This is a genomic window from Variovorax sp. GW821-FHT09B05 (assembly GCF_059418265.1).
The window spans coordinates 195,588-220,394 of the sequence record NZ_JBWKPN010000004.1 but is presented as its reverse complement, the minus strand read 5'-3'; the positions used below and the strand labels follow the sequence as shown (position 1 = coordinate 220,394).

Genomic DNA, 24,807 nt, shown 5'->3' with positions numbered 1-24,807 from the left:
CCACCAGTGCCGCGGCCACGTGCCGCGCCTTCAGTCTTTCGCGTCGCCTTGGCCCAGACGGTCGAGTGTGAATGCGAGCCTGATTTTTGCCATGCCAACTGTTGGCACAGCAACGCATGCGGCTGCGGAAGGCCGCATGCGGCGCCGACCCAGTTGGCGATGGTCTGTGCGGTCACATCGAACTCACGCGCCAGCTCTGCTCGCGTCCTGCCGGCTCGCGCCAGCTCCACCATCTGCTCCCGGAAGGCCGCCGGATCCGGCGGCCTTGTCTTGCCCATCTCGAACTCCTTGCTTTACAGCGCAAGGTGTCCGTCAAACCGGGGCAACTTCAGTTTCTGCAAAGGCAGTTGCGACGACGGGCTTCAAGCTTGACCCAGCACGCTTTGCAGCGCTTCAGCAGGATGTTGATTTCCAGTCGGAAACAATGTCCGAAGCAACAAAATTGAGAATGTTCGGTGTCTTTACTCGGCAGTTCTGGTGCGCGAGTCCAGCGACCGCTTTTGAGCGATCAGCGTGAGTTCGACCCGACGCAGTGACGCTACATAGCGGCCGTTCAAGTTCCCGGGGCGAGCGTCCGCAAGGGGGCGGCGGATTCAACCGGTCGACGCAACACAATAACCACTGCTGAGGCAGAAGGAGTGTTGCAGATGAAGTATCGGACGCGAACCCACTACACGGACGCCCAGAAGGCATTGATGTGGGAGCGCTGGAAGGAAGGCTGGACTCTGCATCAGATCGGCCATCTGTTCGACCGACCTCACACCTCGATCCACACCATCCTGTCGAAGACCGGTGGCATTCGACCACCGGACCGGCGGCGCAGCGCGAAGGCGCTGACCCCGGCGGAGCGAGAAGAGATCTCTCGTGCTCTAGTGATCGGTGAATCGATGCGCTCGGTGGCCGTCCGACTTGGCAGGGCACCGTCGACCATCAGCCGCGAGATCGGTGGCAACGCAGGGCAAGACTGCTATCGGGCGAGCGTCGCCGACGAAGCAGCCTGGAACCGTGCCCTGCGGCCGAAGCGCTGCAAACTGGTCAAGAATCGGGCGCCGGCTGGCGTCGTGGCAGACCTGCTTCGAATGCGGTGGTCGCCGGAGCAGATCGGCGGTTGGCTCAAGCATACTTATCCGAACGACCCGAGCCTTCATGTGTCACACGAGACCATCTACCGCAGCCTGTTCATTCAAGCGCGTGGCGCGTTGAAGAAGGAACTGCCGGAGCATCTCAGACGCACACGCGGCATGCGACGCTCTCGTTCCTACACACAGAAGACGGCGATCCATGGGCAGATTGCTGATGCCGTGTCGATCAGGGAGCGCCCTGCATCTGTCGAAGATCGGGCGGTGCCTGGCCATTGGGAGAGAGACTTGGTCTTCGGGAGCGGCAACAGCCAAATCGCCACGTTGGTCGAGCGACAGACGCGATACGTGATGCAGGTCAAACTCGAAGGCAAGGATTCGCAGTCGGTCGTCAACGCGCTGATCAAGAACGCACGCAAGTTGCCGCAGGAGCTCTACAAGTCATTGACTTGGGATCGAGGCACGGAGATGCACGGTCACAAGCGATTCACGATGGCCACCGACATCCAGGTCTACTTCTGTGACCCACAGAGCCCCTGGCAACGCGGCAGCAACGAGAACACTAATGGGCTGCTGCGGCAGTACATGCCGAAGGGCATCGACATCTCGGGCTACTCACAGCTCCAACTCAACGCGATCGCGCGACAATTGAACGAGAGGCCGCGCAAGACACTCGGCTTCCACACACCCGCTGAGATGTTCAGCGAATGTGTTGCGTCGACCGGTTGAATCCGCCGCTCGGTTCCGGCCATTGGTCGCATTTTGCCGTGCTCGGCACCAGCGATGCGGCAGCAGTTCGTCAGCCGGTGTCAGGTATGAGAGTGGATGCGCGCCAGCACGCTGCGCAGGCACGCCCACGGGTCCCGGCCATTGAGCTTGGCAGCCCGCACGAAGTTCATCATCGCCGCCGCGCGCCGCAGGCGACTTGTTGTCCACGAACAGCCAGTTCTTCGTGCCGAGTTTCCAGGGCTTGATCTATCGGGCGATCAGGTTATCGTCGATGAATACCGCACCGTCCTGCGAGTGCAGGACTTCCATGGGCCGGCTGACACGACAAGGCCCGAAAAAGATCCGCCCCGGATCGTCTCGGAAGCCGCATCGCCCACGCCCTCAGCGCACATCATCGAACGCCGCATCAATCTCTTCGACGTTCATCGCCGAATAGCTCGCCGCCGAGCCGCCCAGGTCCCACACCGCCTCGCCGCGCTCGACCGCGCGCGCCATCTCTTCCTCCTTGCGCATGCGCGCGAGCGCGGCCTCGACGACCTCGCCGGCCTCGCGGCGCGGCACGCAGACCACGCCGTCGCCATCGGCCATGACGAGGTCGCCCGGCTGCACCAGCACGCCGTCGCAGACCACCGGCGTGTTGACGAAGCCATGGCCGCACTTGTCGGGATGGATCGAGAGGACGTGGGTGGACCAGACCGGCAGGCCCAGCGCCTCGACCGTGTCGGTGTCGCGCACGCAGCCCTGCACCACCACGCCCGCGAGGCCCTTGCGCAGCGCATAGCGTGCCGCCATGTCGCCCCATTGGGCGCCCGAGGTCTCGGCGTCGCAGACCACCACGAGCACGTCGCCGGGCTGCGCGAGGTAGAGCGCGCGGTGCATCATCAGGTTGTCGCCGGGTGCGCAGAAGGCGGTGACGGCGGGGCCCGCGATGCGCGCGCCCTTCTGGATCGGCCGCATGCGGCTGGACATCAGGCCGCCGATGCCGCGCGGCGCGGCCGCTTCGTGCAGGTCGGACACCGTGGCCTCGCGCGCCTTCGCGCACAGGGCCGCTTCCACGCGATTGACGCGCAGGAACACTCTGGAGCTGTTCACGGTCGCTCCCCGTTCAGTGCGGCACGCAGTAGGCGTCGGCCGCGAGACGGAAGGTGGTGCGCTTCATCAGCCGCGGCTGGTTGAGCTGCATCTCGTCGCGACGGTGCATGGTGCAGCCGTTGTCCCACATCATCAGGTCGCCGTTGCGCACCTTGTGGCGGTACACGAGCTCGGCGCTGCCGCCGGCCTCGAACAGGAGCGGCAGCACGCGCGCGTTCTCGGCCTCGCTCAGGCCCTCGATCGCCACCAGCGTGGTCGGGTCGGCATAGAGCGCCTTGCGGCCGGTCAGCGGATGCGTGAGTACCACCGGGTGGAAGGCATCGGGCAGCTTCGCCATCTCCTTGGCCTGCGCGCTTTCCTTGTCCTTGAGCTCGAGCGTGTTCATGATCGCCATGCGCTTGGCATAGCGGTAGGTGCCGGTACGGCCGTCGATCAGCGCGCGCACCTCGGCGGGCAGCCGCTCCCAGGCGCCGTACTGGTCGGCCCAATAGATGTCGCCGCCGCCCTTGGGCACCTCGAGGCCGTAGAGCATGGCGCCGGTGGCGGGCTTGACGCGGAAGGTCTGGTCCGAGTGCCAGTCGACGTCGTCGCCGCCCGCGAAGCCGCCGACGAATCGGCCGTCGGCGTAGCGCAGGGTACTGAAGTAGATGATCTCGTCGTGGTAGGGCGACTGGATGTCCTTGCGGTTGGCGCTCTCGCAGTGGCCGAACTGCTCGGTGAAGCGCACCTGGTCGGCCTCCTCGAGCGACTGGCGCGGGAACACGATCACCGGCGCGTCCTGCCACAGGCGGCGCACCTGCTCGATGGCGTCGGGGTTGGCGAGGATGTCCTCGATGCGTTCGTCGATCTCGATCACGAAATCGGAATGCAGCGGGCGGACCTTGAGTTCTTGCGCGAGCACGGTCATGGGATGTCTCCTGGGTGTGTATGAAAGAAGAAAAGGGGAAAGAGGAGCGGCGCGTCAGTCGGCCTTCATGCCGGCGCTGCGGATGATCTCGGCGTCGGTCTGGCGCTCCGAGCGCAGCCAGGCGACGAGCTGGGCGTAGTCCATCGGCGGCGCGGGCTCGAAGCCGAGCTCGTGCAGGGCCTTGGCGGTCTCGGGCAGCGCGAGGATCTTGCGCATCTCGGCGGCCAGCCGCTCGCGCACCTCCACCGGCGTGCCGCGCGGCGCCATCAATGCGTTCCAGGCCACCACGCTGAAGCCCTCGAGGCCCTGCTCGGCCACCGGCCGGATCTCGGGCAGCGCGGTCATGGCCTTGGCCGAGGTCACGGCCAGCGGCTTGATCCTGCCGAACTGCGCGCGCGAGGCCGCCACCGTGTCGATCAGCACCGGCACCTGGTTGCCCAGCAGCGCGGTCATCGCCTCGCCCGAACCCTTGTACTTGATCGAGAACAGCGGCACGTTCTGGCGCCGGATCATCTCGAGCACCAGCTGCGCCGTGACGCTGGGCAGCGCCACGTCGACCTTGTCGGGCCGGCTGCGCGCGAGCTTGATGAGTTCGGGCAGCGTCTGCACGCCGAGCGAGGGATGCACCGAGATCACCATCGGGATGAAGGCGGTCGCGACGATGGGATCGAAGTCCTTCTCGGCGTCGAAGCCGATGTTGTCGTAGAGCGCTGGGTTCATCGCATGCGTGCCCGAGGCGCCCATGATCAGCGTGTAGCCGTCGGGCGTGGCGCGCGCCGCATAGGCGGTGCCGATGTTGCCGAAGGCGCCGGGACGGTTCTCCACCACCACGCCCTCGTGCAGCGCGGCCGAGAGCTTGGCCGCGAAGTAACGGGTGGCGATGTCGGTGCTCTGGCCGGGCGGGTAGGCCACCACGATCTTGATCGGCCGGTTCGGGTAGCCCTGGGCCAGTGCGCCGGCGGTCAGCGCGAATGCCAGCGGCAGTGCGGCGAGCCGCCGCGCGAGGCGCAAGAGTGAGGTCATCGCTGTCTCCTTCATGGTTGTGAGGTCGCCGCCCTGGGTGGATCGAAGGCGGTGCCGTTGGCCGCCGACATGGCGGGCAGGGGAGGGGATGGGTTCGCGAAGGCCTCGGCGCCCGCGCTGCGCAGATGGCGCGCGTCGAGCGCGTCGAACGAGGCGCAGCCGATCTGCGCGAGCACCATGTCGATCTCGTTGCGCACGATCTGCAGCGCCCGCGCGATGCCGCGCGCGCCGCCCGCGGCCGCGCCGAACAGCGTGGGCCGGCCGAACAGCGCGAAGCGCGCGCCGAGGCAGCGTGCGATCACGATGTCGGAGCCGCGGCGCACGCCGCTGTCGAGCAGCAGCTCCACGCGCTCGCCGACCGCCGCGCGGATCGCGGGCAGCATCTCGAGCGGCGTGGGCGCCACGTCGAGCTGGCGCCCGCCATGGTTCGAGACCACGATCGCATCGACGCCCAGCGCCGCGGCCTGGCGCGCATCGTCGGGATGCAGCAGGCCCTTCACGGCGAGCGGGCCGTTCCAGTCCGCGCGGATGCGCTCGAGCGTGCGCCACGTGATCATCGGCGCCGGTGTCAGCGTGCCGTAGAGGTCGGCGACCTCGGACGCCGAGGCGCCGGCGCGGCCATAGGGCGCCCAGTTGCTCATCATCGGGATGCCGCCGCTGCGCAGGTAGCGCAGCACCCAGGCCGGATGGCCGAGCGCCTCGAGCACCACGCCCGGCGTCATCCGGAAGGGGCGCGAGAAGCCGTTGCGCCGGTTGCGCTCGCGGTTGGAATTCACCGGCACGTCGACCGACACCACCAGTGTGCGCACGCCGGCGTCGCGTGCACGCTCGACGAGATCGGCGTTGATGCGCTCCTCGCGCGTGCCGTAGATCTGGAACCAGACATGCTCGGGCGCGAGCTTCGCGACCGCCTCGACCGAGGCATTGCTCGCGCTCGACAGCAGGAAGGGCACATCGGCCGCGCGCGCGGCCTGCGCGAGCAGCTCGTCGGCACCCGGATGGAACAGCCCGGCCAGCCCGGTGGGCGATATGCCGAAGGGGCTCGCGTAGCGCCGGCCCAGCAGTTCGGTGGACTGGTCGCGCTGCGAGACATCGACGAGGTAGCGCGGTACCAGCTGGAAGCGGCGAAAGGCTTCGCGGTTGCGCCGCATGCAGTCCTCGTCGTCCACGCCGCCGTCGATGAAATCGAAGGCGATCCGCGGCAGCTTGCGCCGTGCCATCGAGCGCAGGTCCTCGAGGTTGACGGCAGTGTCTACGTTCATTGTTTCTCGTCGTGAGTTGTCTCTGCGATCGAGAATATCGAGCGGTCTTTTCGCTGCCCATAGGGCTGGGCAGCGGAGTTTCACAGTCTGAACTTGTAGCGCCGTGCGCCGGTGCTCAAGGCTCGGCGCTCGCGCCCATGTGCCCCATGTGCATGACACCGCCGAGGAATTCGCGCGCATCCTGTTCCGCCGCCGCCGCCACTTCGTCGAGCGCCGCGCGGACTTCGGCCAGCTTCGGCTCGCCGAACTGCTCGGCCAGCCCGGTCAGGCACACCGCGGCCATCGCGCGCCCGTTGTTGGCGCACACCGGCACCGCGAAGGCATGCACGCCGGTGACCACGTCGCCGAGGTTGACGCCGAAGCCATGGCGGCGCGATCGGTCGCGCATCTTCTCGAGCGCGTCGAGGCGGCCGCTGCCGCGCTGCGCGATCTCCTGCTGCATGTTGTCGGCGAGGATGTTCTCGGTCTCGAGCGAGGGCAGGGTCTGCAGGATCGCGACGCCGCCGACCGAGGTGAACAGCGGCCGCCGCGTGCCCGCGTGCACCATCAGGCCGCGCAGCTCGAGCGAGCCCTGGCGCACCGCGCAGACGTACTCGTTGCCGCTGCGCAGGATCAGCCAGGCAATGGCCTCGGTCTGCGTCGCCAGCTTCGCCATGCGGCGCTCGCAGGCCTGCTGGAAGGCCGCGTAGCCGGGCAGCGAGAGGCCGAGCTCATAGAGCATCGGGCCGGGGAAGTAGTGCTTGTCGGTGCTGCGCTGCTGCACGAAGCGTTCGCGCACCAGGCACGAGAGCACGCGGTGCACCGTGCCCTTGTCGACCTCGCAGCGCGCCGCGAGGTCCGACAGCCGCCAGCCGAATTCGCCGCGCGCGGCCAGCTCGCGCAGGATGCGCAGCGCGCGCTCGATGCTCTGCGTGCCGTGGGAGGCGGGGGCCTGGGGGCTGCGCGAACTTTTCACCGCTCGTGTTCCTTCGATGCGCCTGCGCGGCGTTCCGGGCTGGACATCGATCGCGGCGAAGACGCGGATTATTCGCCGCGTGCCGCGTCAACCGGCGAAGAAGCGTTCGCGCACCTGGGGCGGCAACGCGACACCCGCGGCCTCGGCCGCGCGCAGCACGCTCCAAAAATAGCGGTAGCTCGCGCGGTCGTGCAGTTCGCCTTCGTGGCGTATCGGCCCCCACTGCGCCTCGCTCGCCGCCAGCAGGATCGCGCCGGCGCGCTCGGTCTGGCTCGCATCGGGCGCCATGGCCTCGACGATCGGCCGGATCTGCTCGGGATGCACGCTCCACATGCGCAGGAAACCGAACTCGTGCCGCGCGCGGTAGGCGTCGTTGCGCGTGGCCAGCGGATCGCGCAGCGTCAGTGACACGTTGTGCGCGGGAACAAGGCCGTTGGCGAGCGCCGCGGCCACGATGCGCGTCTTGGCGCGCACCAGCAGCGGATGCTCGAACTGGCCCGGGCTGCGCATGGCCTCGAAGCCGATCGCGCCCTGGTGGTCGCTGACGAAATCCATCAGCCCGAAGTCGAGCACCTCCAGGCTTGGCAGCGCCGCGATCTCGAACACGTCGCGCAGCGCGCCATGGGTCTCGACCAGCACATGGACCGGGATGGCGCGCCCGAGGCCGGCTGCCGCGCGGCGCCGCTCGATGTGCTCGAGCATGGCGATGACGTCGCCGGTGCGTTGTGCCTTGGGCAGCGTGAGGTAGGCCAGGCGGTCGCCGGCTTCGCCGACCAGCGTGTCGACGTCGGCGCGCCAGAAGGCCGACGAGGCATCGTGCACGCGCGCGCCGACCCGGCCATGGCGATTGGCATCCGAGGCGATGGCGCGCGCGGCCATCTCGGCGTGGGCCTTCTCCTCGCCCGCCGCGGCGCCGTCCTCGCAGTCGCAGGTCAGGTCGAAGACCGGCCCGAGCTCGGCCTGCAGCTGCAGCGCCTTGTGGATCAGCTTCTCGCTGCCCGCGTAGTGCTCGCAGGGCGCGAGCGCGGGAAGGAGCTTCTCTCCGGAGAACAGCGCGGCGGAGGGATGAACGGGCGTGGGATGCATGGGCACTTGTCGAATGAACGGAGACCGAGTCACAGCGCATGCGCGGCACGCAGCCGCGCCAGCGCCTCGGCATCGAGACCCAGCAGTTCGCCGAGCACTTCCTGCGTATGGGCGCCGAGCGCGCCGCCCAGGTGGCGCAACTGCGGCGGCGTCTTCGACATCCGCGGCACGGCGGCCGGCACCACGAGCTCGCCCACGCGCGGGTCCTGTACCCGCTGCAGGTTGCCGCGTGCCGCGTACTGCGGGTCGGCGAAGATGTCGTCGATCGCCATGATCGGACCGCAGGGCACGCCGGCCGCATCGCAGCGCGCCACCGCCTCGGCCAGTTCGAGCCGGCCGATCCAGCCCGCGATGGCGGCATTGATCTCGGCGCGGCCCGCGAGCCGCTGCGCATTGGTCGCGAAGCGGTCGGGTGCCACGAGGTCGGGCCGTTCCATCAGGTGGGCCAGGCGCTCGAAGATCTTGTCGCTCGAGCAGGCCAGCGCCACCCATTTGCCCTCGGCCGTCTGCCAGTGGCCATGCGGCACCACGTGCGGCACGTCGGCGCCGAGCCGCTGCCGCACCTCGCCGAACTTGCCGTAGGCCGGCACCAGTTCGTCGAGCAGCCGGAAGATCGATTCGTAGAGCGAGACGTCGATGACCTGGCCCTCGCCGGTCTGGTCGGCAACGCGCAGCGCCAGCAGCACGCCGAGCGCACCCCACAGGCCCGAGATGTAGTCGGCCAGCGAGGTCGAGCCCGGCACCACGGGCGGTCCGTCGCTCATGCCCGCGAGGTGCGAGAGCCCGCCGAAGCCGTGCGCCACGCGCGCGAAGCCGCGCTTCTCGCGGTAGGGGCCGGTCTGGCCATAGGCGCTCACGCGCAGCAGCACGATGCGCGGATTGGCTTTGCGCAAGGTCTCGAAGTCCAGCCCCCAGCGCTCCATGGTGCCCGGGCGGAAGTTCTCGAGCACCGCGTCGGACTGCGCCACCAGCCGGAGGAACAGTTCGCGGCCCTCGGGCACGCGCAGGTCCAGCGTCACGAAGCGCTTGTTGCGCGCCTCGCTGAGCCACACCAGGGTGTCACCGCAGTCGGTGGGCGTGCCGAACTTGCGCAGCGGATCGCCGCCCTCGGGCTGCTCGATCTTGATCACGTCGGCGCCGAAGTCCGCGAGGATGGTGCCGCTGAATGGCGCGGCCACGAAGGTCGCGATGTCGAGCACGCGCACGCCGGCCAGGGGGGCGGATGGAGCCTCTGCCATCTCAGCGCCGATCGGCGTTGCCGCCCGTGTGCCGGTCGATCGTGGCCTGGCGCTGCTGCAGCGAGCGCGCGAGCTTGGCATGGGCCAGGTCGATCAGCACGCCCTTCTCGCCGATGGCCCCGTTGCCCTGCGCGGCGGCCGCTTCGAGCGTGCCGAGCACCTTGTCGGCCCAGGCCAGTTGCCCGGCCGAGGGCGAGTAGACCTCGTTGGCGATCGCCACCTGCGAGGGATGGATGGCCCACTTGCCCTCGAAGCCGAGCGCCGCCGAACGCGTGGCCGAGGCGCGGTAGCCCTCGGCATCGCCGAAGTCGGTGAAGGGCCCGTCGATGGCGCGCACGCCATAGGCACGGCAGGCATTGGCGATGCGCGCGAGCGCGAAATGCCACTGGTCGTTCCAGTGCCGGTGGCGCAGGCCCTGCGCGTCGGGGGCGGTGAGCACCGCATAGCGCTCGCTCGGCGTGCCGAACACGAAGTCGTTGGTGCGCATGTCGACCGTGTAGTCGCCGACGCCGAAGATCATCGCCTCGAGCCGGTCGGACGAAGCGGCGATCTCCTCGGCATGCGCGACGCCCTGCGAGGTCTCGATCAGCACCTCGATGCCCACGCGCTTGTCGCGTCCCTTCTCGCGCTCGATCGCCGTCAGCACCTGCGCGACGAACTGCACGTCGAAGGCAGTGCCGGCCTTGGGCAGCAGCACCATGTCCAGCCGCGGGCACTCGCTCACGACGTCGACCAGGTCGCGCAGGGCCCAGGGCGTGTCGAGGCCGTTGATGCGCACGGCCATGCTCTTGCGGCCCCAGTCGAGCGCGTTGAGGGCCTCGACGGCCTGGCGCCGGGCCTGGTCCTTGAAGGCGTCGGCCACCGCGTCCTCGAGGTCGAGGAAGACGACGTCGGCATCGCTCGCGCAGGCCTTGGCGAAGAAGCGCTCCGAGGTGGCGGGCACCGCGAGTTCGGAACGTTGGAGGCGCTGGCGGCGCGGCGGGGTGAGGGTGGCGGACACGAAGGCTCCTGTGGCGGATGAAAGGGTGTGGGGGTGCGGCCGGCCTACTGGTCGACCTTGATGCCGTTGGCGACGATCAGCTCGGTCCACTTCGGGACCTCGGCCTTGACGAAGGCGCCGAAGGCACCGCCGCCGCGCAGGTCGGGCAACGCGCCGCGCTGCGTCATGGCCTCCTGGATCGCGGGGTCGGACATCACGCGGTGGATGCCCTGCTCGGCGGCCGCGACCACGGCCGGCGGCGTGTGCAGCGGCAGCAGGAAGCCGGCCCAGCCCACGGCCTCGACGCCCGGGAAGCCGCTCTCGGCGACGGTCGGCACGTCGGGCAGCTGCGGCACGCGCCTGGCCGAGGTGACGGCGAGCGCCTTGAGCTGCCCGCTGCGCACGTAGGAGATGGCGGCCGAGACCGTGTCCACGCCCAGCGTGACCTGTCCGCCCAGCAGGTCGCTGAGCATCACGCCGCTGCCGCGGTAGGGCACGGCCACCACGTCGATCTGCGCCTTGGCCTTGATCAGTTCGCCCGCGAGGTGCGGCGAGGTGCCCAGGCCGGCCACGCCCCATTTCTCGGCGCCGGGCTTGCGCTTCGCGGACTCGACCAGCTGCCTGAACGAGTCGATGCCGGCCGAGGGATGGGCGAGCACCACCAGCGGCGAGAGGAACAGGCCGTGCACCGGGATGAAATCGGCCAGCGGGTCGTAGGGCAGCTTCTTGCCGTAGAGCCCGGGGTTGATGGCCATCGGCCCGCTGCCGCCGACCGTCAGCGTGTAGCCGTCGGGCGCGGCATTGCGGCCCGCGAGCATGCCGGGGATGCTGGCGCCGCCGCCCTTGTTGTCGATGAACACCTGCTGCGGCCACAGCTTGCCGAGTTCGATCGCCACCATGCGGCCGAACAGGTCGGCCGACTGGCCCGTGGTGTAGGGCACGAGGATGCGCACCGGCTTGCTCGGGTAGCCGGCCTCGGCGCGCGCGCCGCCCGCGTGCATCAGCGGCCAGGCGGCCGCGGCGCCTGCCTGCAGCAGGGTTCTTCTCTTCATGGCTGTCTCCTGTTTTTTTGTCGTCGCTCGTCGTCGGATTCCCGGCGGGTTGCCGGGCGCATTCAGGCCGCGCAGGCCGCCGGCGCGCGCTCGCGCAGTGCGCTGAAGCTGCCGCGGAAATAGATCAGCGGATCGGCGCCGCCATCGCTGTGCACCTCGCGCACCAGTCCGATGAAGACCGAGTGCGTGCCGTGGTCGTGCGCCTGCAGCAGCTCGCAGTCCAGGCTCGCGAGCGCATCGACCATCACCGGCGCGCCGGTCTGCTGCACGGTCCAGTCGCTGCCCTCGAAGCGCTGCTCGCCCTTCAGGCCGGTCATGCCCGCGAAGCGCGCGGCGATGTCGGCCTGGCCGTCGCGCAGCAGGTTCACCGAGAAGGCGCGCGTGCGCTCGATCACCGGGTGCGCGCTCGCGCCGCGGTTGACGCAGATCAGCACGGTGGGCGGCGAATCCGACAGCGAGCAGAAAGCCGTGGCGGTGAGCCCGGTGCGTTCGCCGGGCCGGCCGGTGGCGATGACCACCGGCGCACCCGCGTGATGCTTCATGAGTTGCTTGTAGGCGCTGGCTTCCATGGGGTGCTCCTCGTGTCAGCGGTAGAGATGTTTCCAGTCGCCCGCCGCCGGGCGCGCCAGGCCGAGGTTGTCGCGCAGGGTCGGGCCCTCGTAGTCGTGGTGGAAGACGCCGCGGCGCTGCAGCTCGGGCACCACCAGCCGCACGAAGTCCTCGTAGCTGCCGGGCATGCTGGTGGCCGCGAGCACGAAGCCGTCGCAGGCGCCGGTGCGGAACCATTGCTCCATCTGGTCGGCGACGTCGGTCTTGCTGCCGACGAAGGTGGCGAGCTCGTCGGTGGTGCCGCGGCCGCTGAAGCGCAGGAAGTCCGCGAGCGTCGGCCGCGCCAGGCCGCTCTGCGCGATCACGCGGTCGAGGATGGCGCGCAGGCCGGTGATCGAGCTCAGCTCCTCGTCGGTGAAGGGCTCGTCGGGCCGCTTGGTCGCGAAGTCGAAGTTCAGCACTTCCGACAGCAGCGCGAGGCCGTCGACCGGTTTCACGAGCGCATCGATCGCGGCCTTCTTGTCCTCGGCCTCGGCACGGCTCTCGGCCGCGACCACGTAGACCGCGGGCGCCACCTTGACCTGCGCCGGATCGCGGCCGTGCGCCGCGACCTTGCGCTTGAAGTCGGCGTACGACCTGCGTGCCACGTCGATGTTCGGATAGATCACGAACACCAGCTCGCCCCAGCGCGCCGCGAACTCGCTGCCGCGCCCGCTCTGGCCGGCCTGGATCAGCACCGGATGGCCCTGCGCCGAGCGCGGCACGGTGAAGGGCCCGCGCGACTTGAACCACTTGCCGCTGTGGTCGAGGCGGCGCACCCTGGATGCGTCGGCGAAGCGGCCGTTCGCCTTGTCGTGCAGCACGGCGCCTTCCTGCCAGGTGTCCCAGTGGCCGAGCACCACTTCCAGGAACTCGTCGGCGCGCTCATAGCGCAGGTCGTGCGCGAGGTGCTCCTGCGCGCCGAAGTTCGCGGCCTCCGAGTTGTTGAGCGAGGTCACCACGTTCCAGGCCACGCGGCCCTGCGTCAGCAGGTCGAGCGTGGCGAACACGCGCGCCACGTGGAAGGGCTCGTAGTAGGTGGTGGAGTAGGTGGCGCCCAGGCCCAGGCGCTCGGTGGCCAGGCCCATGGCCGTGACCACCGAGATCGGATCGAGCTTGACCGCGCGCACGCCGTGCTCGACCGTGTCGCGGTGGTCGTCGCCATAGCGGTCGGGCATCGCGAGCCGGTCGTCGAAGAAGGCCATCTGGAACTTGCCGCGCTCCAGCGTGCGCGCGATGTTCTGGTAGTAGGCCGGCGTGCCATAGCCGAGCTCGGTGTCGGGGTGGCGCCACGAGGCGACCAGGTTCGAGCAGTTCTGCGCCTGCAGGAAGGCCACGAGCGTCATCTGGGGTGCGGTCATCGGATCTTGCCTCTCTCGCGACTCGTCGGAGTCATTGGGATGGCTCGAATGCTAGGTTTGACCTCGCACCACAACAACTCAAATAATCTTAGGCATTGTTCAGACTTTTGGAATGACGCAGGATCGCCCCATGAACATCAACTTCAAGCTGATCGGCACCTTCCTTTCGGTGGCGCAGAACGAGAGCTTCCGCAAGGCGGCCGAGGAGACCAACCGCTCGCTGCCCGCGGTCAGCATGCAGGTCAAGCAGCTCGAGGAGCAGCTCGGCGTGGCGCTGTTCCAGCGCACCACGCGCAAGGTGGCGCTGACGCAGGAGGGCGAGCAATTGCTGATCAGCGCGCGCAAGGCGCTGGCCGAGCTCGAGGTCGGGCTCTCGCACATCCAGCATGCGGCCGACGTGCAGCAGGGCCACCTGTCCTTCGCCTGCGTGCCCACGATCGCGAGCACGCGGCTGCCGGCGATCCTCACGGCCTTCGCGAAGAAGTACCCGGGCATCAGCGTGCACGTGCGCGAGCTCGCCAACCAGGACCTGCTGGAGGCGGTGCGACGGCGCGAGGTCGACTTCGCGATCGGGCCGGTGCCGGACAAGAAGGGCGAGCTCGAGTTCGCGCCGATCTTCGTCGACGACTATTGCGCGATGCTGCCGCGCGGCTACCAGGACAACGGTCGCGCGAGCATCTCGCTGCGCGAGCTGTCGAAGCTGCCGCTGCTCAAGCTGTCGAGCTCGACCGCCTTTCGCGACCATGTCGACAACGCGCTCAAGGCCAACGGCCTTTCGCACGAGAGCAACTACGAGTTCATGCAGGTCACGACGCTGGTCGCGATGGCCGAGGCGGGGCTCGGCATCGCGCTGCTGCCGCGCGTGGCGCTGCCGCGGCGCACGCCGCTCAAGGTGGTGCGCATCATCGGCCCGGCGTTGAGCCGCACCATCGCCATCGTGACGATCCGCGGCCATTCGCTCTCGCCCGCGGCGGCGCGGCTGGTGGAGATGTGCAACAAATTGATCGCGGCCGAGTAGCGAGCGGCCGAACATGGACAAACGGTAATGTTCGCGGCGCTCGCGCGCGCCCTATCGTTCCTATGATCCGAAGCGAGGGCGGCCCTGTCACGGGGTCGCCGTTCCGCTCGACATGAATACCGCACCCCGTCCCTCCCTGTCGACCTGCTTGCGGGCCGGTCTGCTGTGCGCGGGCCTGTTGTTCGGGCACGCGGCCGATGCGGCGCGCGGGCCAGCGCCCACCGCCTTCCAGACCAGCACCTACGCGGCCGGGCTCGAGCTGCCCTGGGGCATGGAGTTCATGCCCGACGGCCGGCTGCTGGTGACCGAGCGCGCGGGCCGGTTGCGCATCGTGGATGCGCAGGGCGACAAGGTCTCGATACCGGTGCGCGGCCTGCCGGCCGTCGACCGGCGCAGCCATGGCGGGCTGCTCGACGTCACGATCGATCCGGGCTTCGAGGCCAACCGGCTCATCTACCTGAGCTACACCGAGGTCGATCGCCGCCGCAGCCGCGCCGGGCGCAACGGCATCGCGGTCGCGCGGGCACGGCTCAGCGACGACGGCGCGCGCGTCGAGCAGCTCAAGGTGCTGTTCCGCCAGACGCCGAAGATCGCGATCGGCGAGAACCTCGGCGGGCGGCTCGCGGTCTCGGGCGACGGCCACCTGTTCCTCACGCTCGGCGACCGCTATGCGCCCGAGGACCGCATGCGCGCGCAGTCGCTGGGCTACTACCAGGGCAAGACGGTGCGCATCCGCACCGATGGCGGCATTCCGGCCGACAACCCCTTCGCGCAGCGCGCGGGCGCGCGGCCCGAGATCTGGAGCCTCGGCCATCGCAATCCGCAGGGCGCCTTCGTGCATCCGCGCACGGGCCAGCTCTGGGTGGCGGAGCACGGACCGCAGGGCGGCGACGAGATCAACGTGGTGCGCAAGGGCCGCAACTACGGCTGGCCGCTCGTCAGCTTCGGCTGCGAGTACAACACCTGCGCGCCGATCGGCGAGGGCACCGCCAGGGCCGGCCTCGCGCCGCCGCTCGTGCACTGGGGCCTGCCGGCGATCGCGCCGAGCAACCTGATCCTCTACACCGGCGACCAGTTTCCCGAGTGGAAGGGCAGCGTGCTCGTGGGCGCGCTGGCCGGCAAGGCCGTGTGGCGCATCGAGCTCGCGGGCGAGGACGCCGCGCCGCGCGTGGTGCGGCGCGAGCCGCTGTTCGCCGAGCTCGGCGAGCGCATCCGCGACATCCGCCAGGGGCCCGATGGCGGGCTGTACCTGCTGGTGGATGGGGTGCAGGGCCGCGTGGTGCGCGTCGCGCGCGCCGACGCGAGCCTGTAGCCCCGACAGCGGGCGGCAGCGGGCGGCACAATCGCAGGCGTGATCCATCCCACTCCCCTGTGGCGTTGCCTCATCGTCGAGGACGACGCCGACAACGCCCGCTACATCGCCGAGGGCTTTCGCGCGCTCGGCCACGTGGCGGTGATCAGCCGCGACGGCACCGATGCACTGGCACGCGCCACCAGCGAAGCCTGGGACCTCGTGATCCTCGACCGCATGCTGCCGAACGAGGTCGACGGCCTGTCGATCCTCGCGACCCTGCGCGCGCTCGGCAAGAAGACGCCGGTGCTGGTGCTCAGCGCGCTGAGCGCGCTCGACGAGCGCGTGCGCGGCCTCAAGGCCGGCGGCGACGACTACCTGGCCAAGCCCTTCGCGTTCTCGGAGCTGGCCGCGCGCGCCGAGGCGCTGGTGCGGCGCTCGCGCACCGGGCCCGAGATCCGCACGCTCGAGGTGGCCGACCTCTCCATCGATCTCGCGAGCCGGCAGGTGAAGCGCGCGGGCCGCCCCATCGCGCTGCAGCCACGCGAGTTCCGCCTGCTGGCCTACCTGATGATGCATCCGGGCCAGGTGGTCACGCGCACCATGCTGCTCGAGGCCGTGTGGGACTACCAGTTCGATCCGCAGACCAACGTCATCGACGTGCAGGTGAGCCGGCTGCGCGGCAAGCTCGACGCAGGCGGCGCGCCGACCCTGATCCAGACGGTGCGCGGCGCGGGCTACCGGCTGGCGCCGCCCGAGCCCGAAGCCGCGCCGGCCGCCGCGCCCGCGCGCCGATGATCCCGGCGCTGCGCCAGCTCTGGCGCTCGGTCGGCTTCCGGCTGGCCTTCTACTACGGGCTGCTGGTCGCGATCACCATGCTGGCCTCGCTGGCGATCGTCTACATGCAGACCGTGGGCGTGCTGCAGCAGCGCATGGTGCGCCAGGTGGCGGCCAGCGTGCAGCAGCTGGTGGTGCGCCACGAGGCGCGTGGCCTCGAGGGCGTGGCGGGCGAGATCGGGCATCTGCTGGCCGACGACCGCCATTCCGACAACGAGGTCTACCTGCTGGCGGACCGCGAGGGCCGCAAGCTCGCGGGCAACCTCGACCAGATGCCCTCGAGCGCGCCCGACGCGGGCGACGGCGTGCACCGGCGCGTGCTGCGCGGCGGCCAGGCCGCCATCGCCTACCTCGTGATGCGGCCGCTGCCCGACGGCGCCACGCTGGTGGTGGGGCACGACCTGCGCGACCAGGAGTCGATCGAGTCGCTGGTGGCGAGCGCCAGCGCCGCGGCCGGCATCGTCGCGGTGCTGCTGCTGATCGGCGGCACCTTCGTGTTCCGGCAGGAGCTCGAGCGCAGCGTGGGCGCGGTGCGGCGCACGGCCGCGCGCATCGCGGCCGGCGAGCTGCAGGAGCGTGTCGCGCCTTCGGGCGAGGAGGACGAGTTCGCACTGCTCGAGCAGGACATCAACGCCATGCTCGACCGCATCGAGTCGCTGATGGACGGCGTGCGCCATGTCTCCAACACCATCGCTCACAACCTGCGCACGCCGCTCACGCGCGTGCTGGTGCGGCTGCGCGCGGTGGAGCTGGGCCTGCCGCCCGATGATGCGCAGCGCGGCGCCGTGGCGACCGCGATCCGCGAGCTCGAGGAACTCGCGGTGGTGTTCGAGAAGCTGCTGCAGATCGCCGAAGTGGAGGCGGGCGCGCGGCGCCAGCAGTTCGCGCCGGTGGCGCTGCACGTGATCGCCGACGACGTGGCCGAGCTCTACGAGGCCGTGGCCGAGGTGCAGGGCATCGTGTTGCGGCGCATGCCGTGCGAGGCGGCCACGGCGCTCGGCGACCGCGACCTGCTCGCGGGCGCGGTCGCCAACCTGGTCGACAACGCGCTCAAGTACTGTGGCGCCGGTGCCGTGGTGTGCATCGGCACACAGACCGTGAACGGCCGCGCGCAGCTCTTCGTGCAGGACGACGGCCCGGGCATCCCGGCGGCCGAACGCGAGCGCATCGGTGTGCGTTTCCATCGGCTCGACCGCAGCACGCCCGGCCATGGCCTGGGCCTGGCCAGCGTGCGCGCGGTGATCGCGCTGCACGGCGGGCAGCTCGCGTTCGAGGATGCCGCGCCCGGGCTGCGCGCGCGCATCGACCTGCCCGGCGGCGGCGACTGAGGCGCGCCACATTGCCGAACGGCAATGTTGTGTTCACGCACAGCGCGGGCGCGAATTCCTAGGATCGGCGGCTCGCACTTTCACGTGCCAGCCGCATGGGCCGCGCCGCGGTCCCAGGCAATTCCCAGGAGACATCAACGGTGAGAATCAAGAGTCAGAGAGACTTCTGCTCGGGCGTGCTCTTCAGCGCCTTCGGCGTGGCCTTCGCATGGGGCGCCACGAACTACAACGTCGGCACCGGCGCCCGCATGGGCCCGGGCTACTTCCCGCTGATCGTCGGCATCCTCATCGCCCTGATGGGCGTGCTGATCACGCTCAAGGCGCTGTCGGTGGAGACCGACGACGGCGAGCCGATCGGGCGCATCGCCTGGAAGCCGCTGGTGTTCATCATCAGCGCCAACCTGGTCTTCGGCGTGCTGCTCGGCGGGCTGCCGAGCATCGGCCTGCCGTCGATGGGGCTGATCGTCGCGATCTATGCACTGACCTTCATCGCCAGCCTCGCGGGCGACAACTTCGGCTGGAAGGGCGTGACCCTGCTGGCCACCGTGCTCGCGCTCGGCAGCTACTTGGCCTTCGTGGTCGCGCTCAAGCTGCAGTTCCAGGTCTGGCCGACCTTCATCGCCGGCTGATTTCGCTACAAGAAGAACGAAAAGACAAGACAAGAGAACCATGGACCTGATCACCAACCTCTCGATCGGCTTCGGCGTCGCCTTCACGGCGCAGAACCTGGTCTACGCCTTCGTCGGCTGCCTGCTGGGCACCCTGATCGGCGTGCTGCCCGGCATCGGCCCGGTCGCGACCATCGCGATGCTGCTGCCCGCGACCTATGCGCTGCCACCGGTGTCGGCGCTCATCATGCTGGCCGGTATCTACTACGGCGCGCAGTACGGCGGCTCCACCACCGCGATTCTCGTGAACCTGCCAGGGGAGTCATCCTCGGTGGTGACAGTGATCGACGGCTACCAGATGGCGCGCAAGGGGCGGGCCGGGCCCGCGCTCGCGGCCGCGGGGCTCGGTTCCTTCTTCGCCGGTTGCGTGGGCACGCTGATCCTGGCCGCCTTCGCGCCGCCGCTGACCGAGCTGGCCTTCAAGTTCGGCCCGGCCGAATACTTCTCGCTGATGATCCTGGGCCTGATCGGCGCCGTGGTGCTGGCCTCGGGCTCGCTGCTCAAGGCCATCACCATGATCCTGCTCGGCCTCGCGCTGGGCCTGGTGGGCACCGACGTGAACTCGGGCGTGGCGCGCTACAGCTTCGACATTCCCGAACTCACCGACGGCATCGGTTTCATCGCCATCGCGATGGGCGTGTTCGGCTACGGCGAGATCATCGCCAACCTCGCGGTGCCCGAGCATGAGCGCGAGGTCTTCACCGCCAAGGTCAAGGGCCTGTGGCCCACCAAGGAAGACTTCCGCCGCATGACGCCCGCGGTGCTGCGCGGCACCGCGCTCGGCTCGGCCCTGGGCATCCTGCCCGGCGGCGGTGCGCTGCTGTCGGCCTTCGCGGCCTACACCATCGAGAAGAAGATCAAGCTCAAGAACGGCGAAGTGCCGTTCGGCAAGGGCAACATCCGCGGCGTGGCGGGCCCCGAGTCGGCCAACAACGCCGGTGCGCAGACCTCCTTCATTCCGCTGCTGACGCTGGGCATTCCGCCCAATGCCGTGATGGCGCTGATGGTGGGCGCGATGACGATCCACAACATCCAGCCGGGCCCGCAGGTGATGACCAGCAACCCGGAACTGTTCTGGGGCCTGATCGCCTCGATGTGGATCGGCAACCTGATGCTGATCGTGCTGAACCTGCCGATGATCGGCATCTGGATCAAGCTGCTGACCATTCCCTACAAGTGGCTGTTCCCCTCGATCGTGCTGTTCTGCGCGGTGGGCGTGTACTCGGAGAACAACAACACCTTCGACGTGTGGATGGTCGCGATCTTCGGCATCGTGGGCTACCTCTTCCTCAAGCTCAAGTGCGAGCCCGCGCCGCTGCTGCTGGGCTTCATCCTGGGCCCGATGATGGAAGAGAACCTGCGGCGCGCGCTGCTGCTGTCGCGCGGCGACTGGAGCGTGTTCGTCACGCGGCCGCTGTCGGCCGGGCTGCTCGCGGCGGCGCTGTTGCTGCTGGTGGTGGTGCTGCTGCCTTCGGTGAAGGCGAAGCGCGAAGAGGCGTTCGTCGAGGATTGATCTCTGGAGTGGCGGGGCCGCGCGGCCCCGCCTTTGTGCACTCACTTCGCCGCGATGCACTCCACCTCGATACGCGCATTGAAGGCCAGCGCGGTCGCACCGAAGGCACTGCGCGCCGGATACCGGCCTTCGGCGAAGTAGCCCTTGTAGACCTCGTTGAAGGCCCCCCACTCGCTCATGTCGGCCAGCATGGCGGTGCACTTCACCACGTCGGCCATGGTGTGGCCATGCGCTTCGAGCGTGGTCTTGATGTTCTCCATCACCTGCTTCGACTCGGGACCGATGCCGCCCGGTGGCAGCTTGAGGCTGCCGGGGAGGTTGCCGATCTGGCCCGACAGGTAGAGCGTGCGGCCGACCTGCACGGCCTCGGAGAAGGGCAGGGTGGTGGGCAGCACCTTGCCCGAGTTGAGGTGGCGCGGCGCGACGCTGCAGGCGCTGGTCGCGAGCACGAGGCAGGCCAGCGCGGCGCTGCCGAAGAGGGTGAGGCGTTTCATGGCGTTCCGATCGCGGCGAGGAATCTGGCGATGTCGTTCATGTCGTTGTAGACGGACGGCGAGATGCGCGCATGGTTGGCGCGCAGGGTGATCTCGATCTTTTCGGGCGCGAGCCGGCTCGCGAGCTGCGCGGCATTGGCATAGGCGAAGGTCACGATCGGCGAGCTGCTGTCGGGCGGCGTCACCACCTGGAAGCCCTTGGCGCGCAGGCCGGCCTGCAGCGCGTCGGTCATCGGCTTGCGCCAGGCCTGGATCTTGTCGACGCCCACGCTCTGGATCCAGTCGATGGATGCCGCGCAGGCCGCCTCGATCGAGGAGGCCGGGAACGAGCCGCTGAAGTAGCCCGACACCGAATCGATCTGCACGCTCTCGTAGGGCACGCTGCCGGGCGGGTCGAGCGGATAGACGTGCAGGATCGGCGCCGCGAAGTTGCGCGTCTGGCGGTAGCCGTACCAGGGGCGCTGCAGCTTGGGCAGCAGGCTCTTGCGCACGTAGAGGAAGGCGAAGCCGAAGTCGCCCATCAGCCATTTGTAGGTGCCGCAGCCCGCGAAGTCGACGCCCGCCGCCTTCACGTCCACCGGGACCGCACCGGCCGACTGGATCAGGTCGACGTAGACCAGCGCGCCGCGCGAATGCGCGAGATCACACACGGCCTTGAGGTCGTGCGTGAAGCCGTTGTAGAGCGACACGTGCGAGATCGCCACCAGCCTGGTGCCCGGCGAGATGGCCTTGTCGAGGTCGGCCAGCGCGATGCGATGGTTGGCGTCCATCGGCACCGTGAGCACGTCGAGGCCGCGCAGCCGGTACTGCTCGTACATGTAGAACGAGCCCACGAAGTGCAGCGCGTCGGTGACCACGCGGCCGCCCGATTCGGGCAGGCCGAGCGCGCGCGTCACGAGGTACTCGCCCATCGAGGTGCTGGGCACGTAGGCGATCTCGTCGGCATCGGCATTGATCAGCGCCGCGAACTTCGCGGTGGCAGTCGCGCTGCCGCTCGCGAGCGAGAGCTTGGACTGCGCGTAGGAACTCAGCGCGTCGGTGGCGTACTGGTTCCAGGGGTGGTCGGCCGCGCCGTTGAGGTACACGCGGTCGGCCACGCCGGGGAACAGCGCCTTGGCCGGCAAGGTGGGCGTGTCCCCCGGCGGGGCCGGCGGCGGCGCGGCCGAGGCGAAGGGCAGGAAACCGCCCGACGAACCCGAGCCGCCGCCGCAGGCGACGAGCTGGCTGCCGAGCACGCCCGCGACGGAAGCGCCGCCGAGGGACTTGAGCCAATGGCGGCGGGAGGTGACTGGCGGCGAAGCCGGCAGGGGCGCCGCGGTAGCGGCGGGATGGTTCGAACTCGGCATGATATGAACTCCTTGTTGATGTATCAACGAAATGTTGAATTTCTGGGCGCACCTTGCCCTACAGTTGCCGCGTCGTTTCGGGCGGCCCCCAGGGCCGGCCGGACCTGCAAGACATGTGCCAAAATCAACGCCAGATCAAGTATTCAACAATTTGTTGAAATCATGGATCAGGGCTTTCACTCCCCTTCGACCTTCCTTCGACTTCCGCGTCCATGCCAGCCACCCGCAAGACCGCCGAGATCTCCAGCACCCGTTCGACCGCGCAGCAGCCGCCGGCTCCGCGCGCACGCCAGCGCGCGGCCAAGCCCTCGAAGGCCGCGACGGTGTCGCCGGCCATCGCCGAGGAGCGCCGGCGCATCGTCGAGGTGCTCAAGCCCGTGGTGGAGATGATGGGGCGCATGCTCGGGCCGAACACCGAACTGGTGCTGCACGACCTGACGCAGCCCGATGCCTCGGTGGTGGCGATCGCCAACGGCCACGTGTCGGGCCGCAAGGTCGGCAGCACCATCCTCAGCGGCCCGAAGGACGACCGTGCCTTCGGCGCCGCCTGGTCGGCCGCCACCGACCTCTCGGGCAGCGGCCACTCGGTGGTCAATGTCTATCCCACGCTGACCGGCACCGGCACGCCGCTGAAGTCGGCCACCGTGATCTACCGCGATGCCGACGGCACGCCGTTCGCGGCGCTGTGCATGAACGCCGACCTCACCGTGTTCAAGCTCGCGCACGCCTGGCTCGAGCATGCGGTCCAGGGCGCGCCTACGCCCGCGGCCACGCCCGAGTCGCGCGAGGAATCACCCGACATGGACCTGCTGATGGGCGAGATCATCCGTTCGGCGATCCGCACCTTTGGCAAGCCGGTGCAGCTCATGAACAAGGAGGAGAAGGTGCACGCCGTCGAGGAGATGCTGCGGCGCGGCCTGTTCATCGTGAAGGGCAGCGTGGGCCGCGCGGCGGCGGCGCTCGACATGTCGCGCTTCTCGATCTACAACTACCTCGACGAGATTCGCAAGCGCGAGGGTTTCACGAAGTAGGGCCGAGCACTACGGCGCCACCACCAGCTTCCCCCCACGCACCTGATAGATCGTCACCGTGCCTCGCAGGTTGTCCCCGCGTGCATCGAACGCGATCGGGCCGATCAGGCCGGTGAGCGTCACGCCCGCGAGCTTCGGTCCGTACACCGCGGGATCGGTCGAACCGGCCTTCTTCATCGCTTCCACCAGCACCATCACCGCGTCGTAGGCATAGGGCGCGAACACGATCACGTCGGCGCCGAAGCGCGCCTTGTAGCGCTGATTGAAGGCCGCGAAGGCCGCCATGGCCTCGCGTGGCGCGCCGGCCTGCGAGCAGTAGGCGCCCTCGTTGGCGCCGGCCGCGAGCTTGCTCCATTCGCCGGTGCACACGCCGTCGCCCGCGATGAAGGTCGCGGTCAGGCCCAGCTGCTTCATCTGCCGGTTGACCAGCGCGGCCTGCGCGTCGGCGCCCGCGTAGACGATCACGTCGGGCTTGAGGCCGCGCAGTGTGGTGAGGATGGCCGAGAAGTCGGTCGCGCGGTCGGTGCCGAACTCGCGCTTGAGCACCTTCACCTGCGCCTTGCCGAGGTCGGCCACCACCTGGTCGGCAAGGCCCTGGCCGTAGGCGGTGCGGTCGTCGATCACGGCGGCGGTCTTCGCCTTCAGCGTGCGCGCGACATAGCCGGCGATGCCGTCGGCCTGCTGCACGTCGGTGGCCATGAGCCGCGCGGCGAACCGGTAGCCGGCGCGCGTGTACTGCGGGTTGGTCGCGGCCGGCGCGACCTGCGGGATGCCGGCGTCGTTGTAGACGCGGGCCGCGGGAATGGTGGTGCCCGAGTTGAGGTGACCGACGACGCCGTTGACCTGCAGGTCGGCCAGCTTCTGCGCCACGGTGGTAGCGCTGGCGGGATCGGCCCGGTCGTCCTCGACCACCGCCTCGAAGCGCAGCCGGCGGCCGCCGATCGCGAGGCCCTGCGCATTGAGGTCCTCGATGGCGAGCCGCGCGCCGTTCTCCATGTCCTTGCCGAGATGGGCGATGCCGCCCGTCAGCGGCGCGGCGATGCCGATGCGCACGGGCGCATCCTGCGCCTGCGCGGTGGTGGCGATGGCGACGACGAGGGAGGCGAGGGCGTGGCGTACAGCGGGATTCATGCGCGGCTCCGTGGGGCGGGTGGATCGGGAAGACCAGGAAGGGGCCCCGCCGCGAGGTCGCGAGGCCTCGGTTAGAGTAGGCCGTCCGGACGGAATAAATTTCGCTGTTTCGCCCGGCTGCGTACAGGGCGGGCGGACGAAACATGCGCGAGGCGCGGGTGTTTCGAACGAACCATTTTTCTTTTGCGGGCGATGCCGACATGGCCAGAACCAAATCCGAGAACTTCGACGACATCCGGGCCACGATCCTCGACGTGGCCGCGTCCCTCTTCGCCAAGAACGGCTTTCGCAATACCAACATCATCGACATCGGCGCCGCCTGCAACGCGTCGAAGTCGCGCATGTACCACTACTTCCCCTCGAAGGAAGCGATGCTCGCAGAGATGCTCGGCGAGCACGTGAGTGCGCTGGTGGCGATCGCCTCGGACCTGGTGTCGGCGCCGATCGATCCGCGCGCGCGGCTGCGCAACTACTTCCTCGCCCACCTCAAGTACTACTACGAGCAACGCGACCGCCACACCGTGCTGATCGAGGACGTCTACCACCTGCCCGAGGAGGTGCGCGCCCAGGTGAATGCCAACGAGCAGAAGCTGGTGGGCTTCCTGTGCGCGCTGCTGCGCGAGATCAACGCGCAGAAGTTCAAGGACCGCCAGGCCGCGACCACGCACGCGATGCTGATGTACGGCATGCTGAACTGGACCTACACCTGGTACCAGCCCACCGGGCGCCTGAGCCTCGAAACGCTGGCCGACCAGGCGAGCGACATGTGCCTGCACGGCATCGTGTAGTGCGTGCGCGG

23 protein-coding genes and 1 pseudogene are annotated in these 24,807 nt (G+C 69.1%); 9 read left to right on the top strand and 15 right to left on the bottom strand.

The genetic code is table 11. From position 1 onward, the window contains the following. Positions 1–131: 131 nt before the first annotated feature. A pseudogene (locus AC07RM_RS12750) lies at positions 132–278 on the bottom strand (transposase); the annotation flags it as partial. Between the two features lie 369 nt (positions 279–647). Here AC07RM_RS12750 and AC07RM_RS12745 point away from each other — a divergent pair. Continuing rightward, positions 648–1,808 (top strand): IS30 family transposase, encoded by a 1,161-nt coding sequence (locus AC07RM_RS12745; protein ID WP_495334708.1) that lies wholly within the window; start codon positions 648–650, stop codon positions 1,806–1,808. Positions 1,809–2,189: 381 nt separating this feature from the next. On the opposite strand, the gene AC07RM_RS12740 is transcribed toward AC07RM_RS12745, so the two are convergent. The 11 genes from AC07RM_RS12740 to AC07RM_RS12690 form a co-directional block, all read right to left on the bottom strand. Further along, complete coding sequence (locus tag AC07RM_RS12740) at positions 2,190–2,900, bottom strand: 4-carboxy-4-hydroxy-2-oxoadipate aldolase/oxaloacetate decarboxylase (RefSeq protein WP_495334707.1); 711 nt, start codon at positions 2,898–2,900, stop codon at positions 2,190–2,192. 13 nt (positions 2,901–2,913) lie between these two features. Then, positions 2,914–3,807 (bottom strand): TauD/TfdA dioxygenase family protein, encoded by an 894-nt coding sequence (locus AC07RM_RS12735; RefSeq protein WP_495334706.1) that lies wholly within the window; start codon positions 3,805–3,807, stop codon positions 2,914–2,916. A gap of 54 nt (positions 3,808–3,861) precedes the next feature. Continuing rightward, a complete protein-coding gene (locus AC07RM_RS12730; protein WP_495334705.1) occupies positions 3,862–4,830 on the bottom strand; it encodes a Bug family tripartite tricarboxylate transporter substrate binding protein in 969 nt (322 codons plus the stop codon). Positions 4,831–4,841: 11 nt separating this feature from the next. Next, a complete protein-coding gene (locus AC07RM_RS12725; RefSeq protein ID WP_495334704.1) occupies positions 4,842–6,092 on the bottom strand; it encodes an alpha-hydroxy acid oxidase in 1,251 nt (416 codons plus the stop codon). Between the two features lie 115 nt (positions 6,093–6,207). Beyond that, positions 6,208–7,047 (bottom strand): IclR family transcriptional regulator, encoded by an 840-nt coding sequence (locus tag AC07RM_RS12720; protein WP_495334703.1) that lies wholly within the window; start codon positions 7,045–7,047, stop codon positions 6,208–6,210. Positions 7,048–7,134: 87 nt separating this feature from the next. Then, the gene (locus tag AC07RM_RS12715; RefSeq protein ID WP_495334702.1) at positions 7,135–8,133 is read right to left on the bottom strand and encodes an HpcH/HpaI aldolase/citrate lyase family protein; all 999 of its coding nucleotides are present in this window, start codon (positions 8,131–8,133) and stop codon (positions 7,135–7,137) included. A 29-nt stretch (positions 8,134–8,162) separates the two neighbouring features. Beyond that, positions 8,163–9,371 carry a CaiB/BaiF CoA transferase family protein gene (locus AC07RM_RS12710; protein WP_495334701.1) on the bottom strand — a complete coding sequence of 403 codons (1,209 nt, stop codon included), beginning with the start codon at positions 9,369–9,371 and terminating at the stop codon, positions 8,163–8,165. Between the two features lies 1 nt (position 9,372). Beyond that, the gene (locus tag AC07RM_RS12705) at positions 9,373–10,371 is read right to left on the bottom strand and encodes an HpcH/HpaI aldolase/citrate lyase family protein (RefSeq protein WP_495334700.1); all 999 of its coding nucleotides are present in this window, start codon (positions 10,369–10,371) and stop codon (positions 9,373–9,375) included. A gap of 44 nt (positions 10,372–10,415) precedes the next feature. Then, positions 10,416–11,402: a Bug family tripartite tricarboxylate transporter substrate binding protein gene (locus tag AC07RM_RS12700; RefSeq protein ID WP_495334699.1), complete on the bottom strand. Its 987-nt coding sequence runs from the start codon at positions 11,400–11,402 to the stop codon at positions 10,416–10,418. 62 nt (positions 11,403–11,464) lie between these two features. Next, positions 11,465–11,971, bottom strand: a complete 507-nt coding sequence (locus AC07RM_RS12695; RefSeq protein WP_495334698.1) for a flavin reductase family protein — start codon at positions 11,969–11,971, stop codon at positions 11,465–11,467. A gap of 15 nt (positions 11,972–11,986) precedes the next feature. Continuing rightward, on the bottom strand, positions 11,987–13,351 hold the full coding sequence (locus AC07RM_RS12690) for an LLM class flavin-dependent oxidoreductase (RefSeq protein WP_495334697.1): 1,365 nt from the start codon (positions 13,349–13,351) through the stop codon (positions 11,987–11,989). Positions 13,352–13,481: 130 nt separating this feature from the next. On the opposite strand from AC07RM_RS12690, the gene AC07RM_RS12685 reads away from it, so the two are divergent. The 6 genes from AC07RM_RS12685 (at position 13,482) to AC07RM_RS12660 (ending at position 20,006) form a co-directional block, all read left to right on the top strand. Then, positions 13,482–14,369, top strand: a complete 888-nt coding sequence (locus tag AC07RM_RS12685) for a LysR family transcriptional regulator (protein ID WP_495334696.1) — start codon at positions 13,482–13,484, stop codon at positions 14,367–14,369. A gap of 112 nt (positions 14,370–14,481) precedes the next feature. Then, positions 14,482–15,681 carry a PQQ-dependent sugar dehydrogenase gene (locus AC07RM_RS12680; RefSeq protein WP_495334695.1) on the top strand — a complete coding sequence of 400 codons (1,200 nt, stop codon included), beginning with the start codon at positions 14,482–14,484 and terminating at the stop codon, positions 15,679–15,681. Positions 15,682–15,738: 57 nt separating this feature from the next. Further along, positions 15,739–16,458 (top strand): response regulator transcription factor, encoded by a 720-nt coding sequence (locus AC07RM_RS12675; protein WP_208514190.1) that lies wholly within the window; start codon positions 15,739–15,741, stop codon positions 16,456–16,458. Further along, on the top strand, positions 16,455–17,825 hold the full coding sequence (locus AC07RM_RS12670) for a sensor histidine kinase (protein WP_495334694.1): 1,371 nt from the start codon (positions 16,455–16,457) through the stop codon (positions 17,823–17,825). The genes AC07RM_RS12675 and AC07RM_RS12670 overlap by 4 nt, the downstream gene beginning before the upstream one ends. Positions 17,826–17,965: 140 nt before the next feature. After that, positions 17,966–18,454, top strand: a complete 489-nt coding sequence (locus AC07RM_RS12665; RefSeq protein WP_093352976.1) for a tripartite tricarboxylate transporter TctB family protein — start codon at positions 17,966–17,968, stop codon at positions 18,452–18,454. A gap of 40 nt (positions 18,455–18,494) precedes the next feature. Next, positions 18,495–20,006, top strand: a complete 1,512-nt coding sequence (locus AC07RM_RS12660; protein ID WP_093352978.1) for a tripartite tricarboxylate transporter permease — start codon at positions 18,495–18,497, stop codon at positions 20,004–20,006. Between the two features lie 41 nt (positions 20,007–20,047). Here AC07RM_RS12660 and AC07RM_RS12655 read toward each other — a convergent pair whose 3' ends face one another. Further along, on the bottom strand, positions 20,048–20,500 hold the full coding sequence (locus AC07RM_RS12655; protein ID WP_495334693.1) for a RidA family protein: 453 nt from the start codon (positions 20,498–20,500) through the stop codon (positions 20,048–20,050). Continuing rightward, entirely contained in the window at positions 20,497–21,846 is a 1,350-nt protein-coding gene (locus AC07RM_RS12650) for an aminotransferase class V-fold PLP-dependent enzyme (protein ID WP_495334692.1), read from the bottom strand. Before AC07RM_RS12650 ends, AC07RM_RS12655 begins: the two co-directional genes overlap by 4 nt. Positions 21,847–22,058: 212 nt before the next feature. Here AC07RM_RS12650 and AC07RM_RS12645 point away from each other — a divergent pair, with 212 nt between their 5' ends. Further along, on the top strand, positions 22,059–22,877 hold the full coding sequence (locus AC07RM_RS12645; protein ID WP_495334691.1) for a helix-turn-helix transcriptional regulator: 819 nt from the start codon (positions 22,059–22,061) through the stop codon (positions 22,875–22,877). Between the two features lie 9 nt (positions 22,878–22,886). Here the strand turns inward: AC07RM_RS12645 and AC07RM_RS12640 are convergent, their stop codons facing one another. Beyond that, positions 22,887–24,008: a branched-chain amino acid ABC transporter substrate-binding protein gene (locus tag AC07RM_RS12640; RefSeq protein ID WP_495334690.1), complete on the bottom strand. Its 1,122-nt coding sequence runs from the start codon at positions 24,006–24,008 to the stop codon at positions 22,887–22,889. A 200-nt stretch (positions 24,009–24,208) separates the two neighbouring features. Between AC07RM_RS12640 and AC07RM_RS12635 the strand changes: the two genes are divergently transcribed. Continuing rightward, the gene (locus AC07RM_RS12635; protein WP_093352991.1) at positions 24,209–24,796 is read left to right on the top strand and encodes a TetR/AcrR family transcriptional regulator; all 588 of its coding nucleotides are present in this window, start codon (positions 24,209–24,211) and stop codon (positions 24,794–24,796) included. Positions 24,797–24,807: the final 11 nt, after the last annotated feature.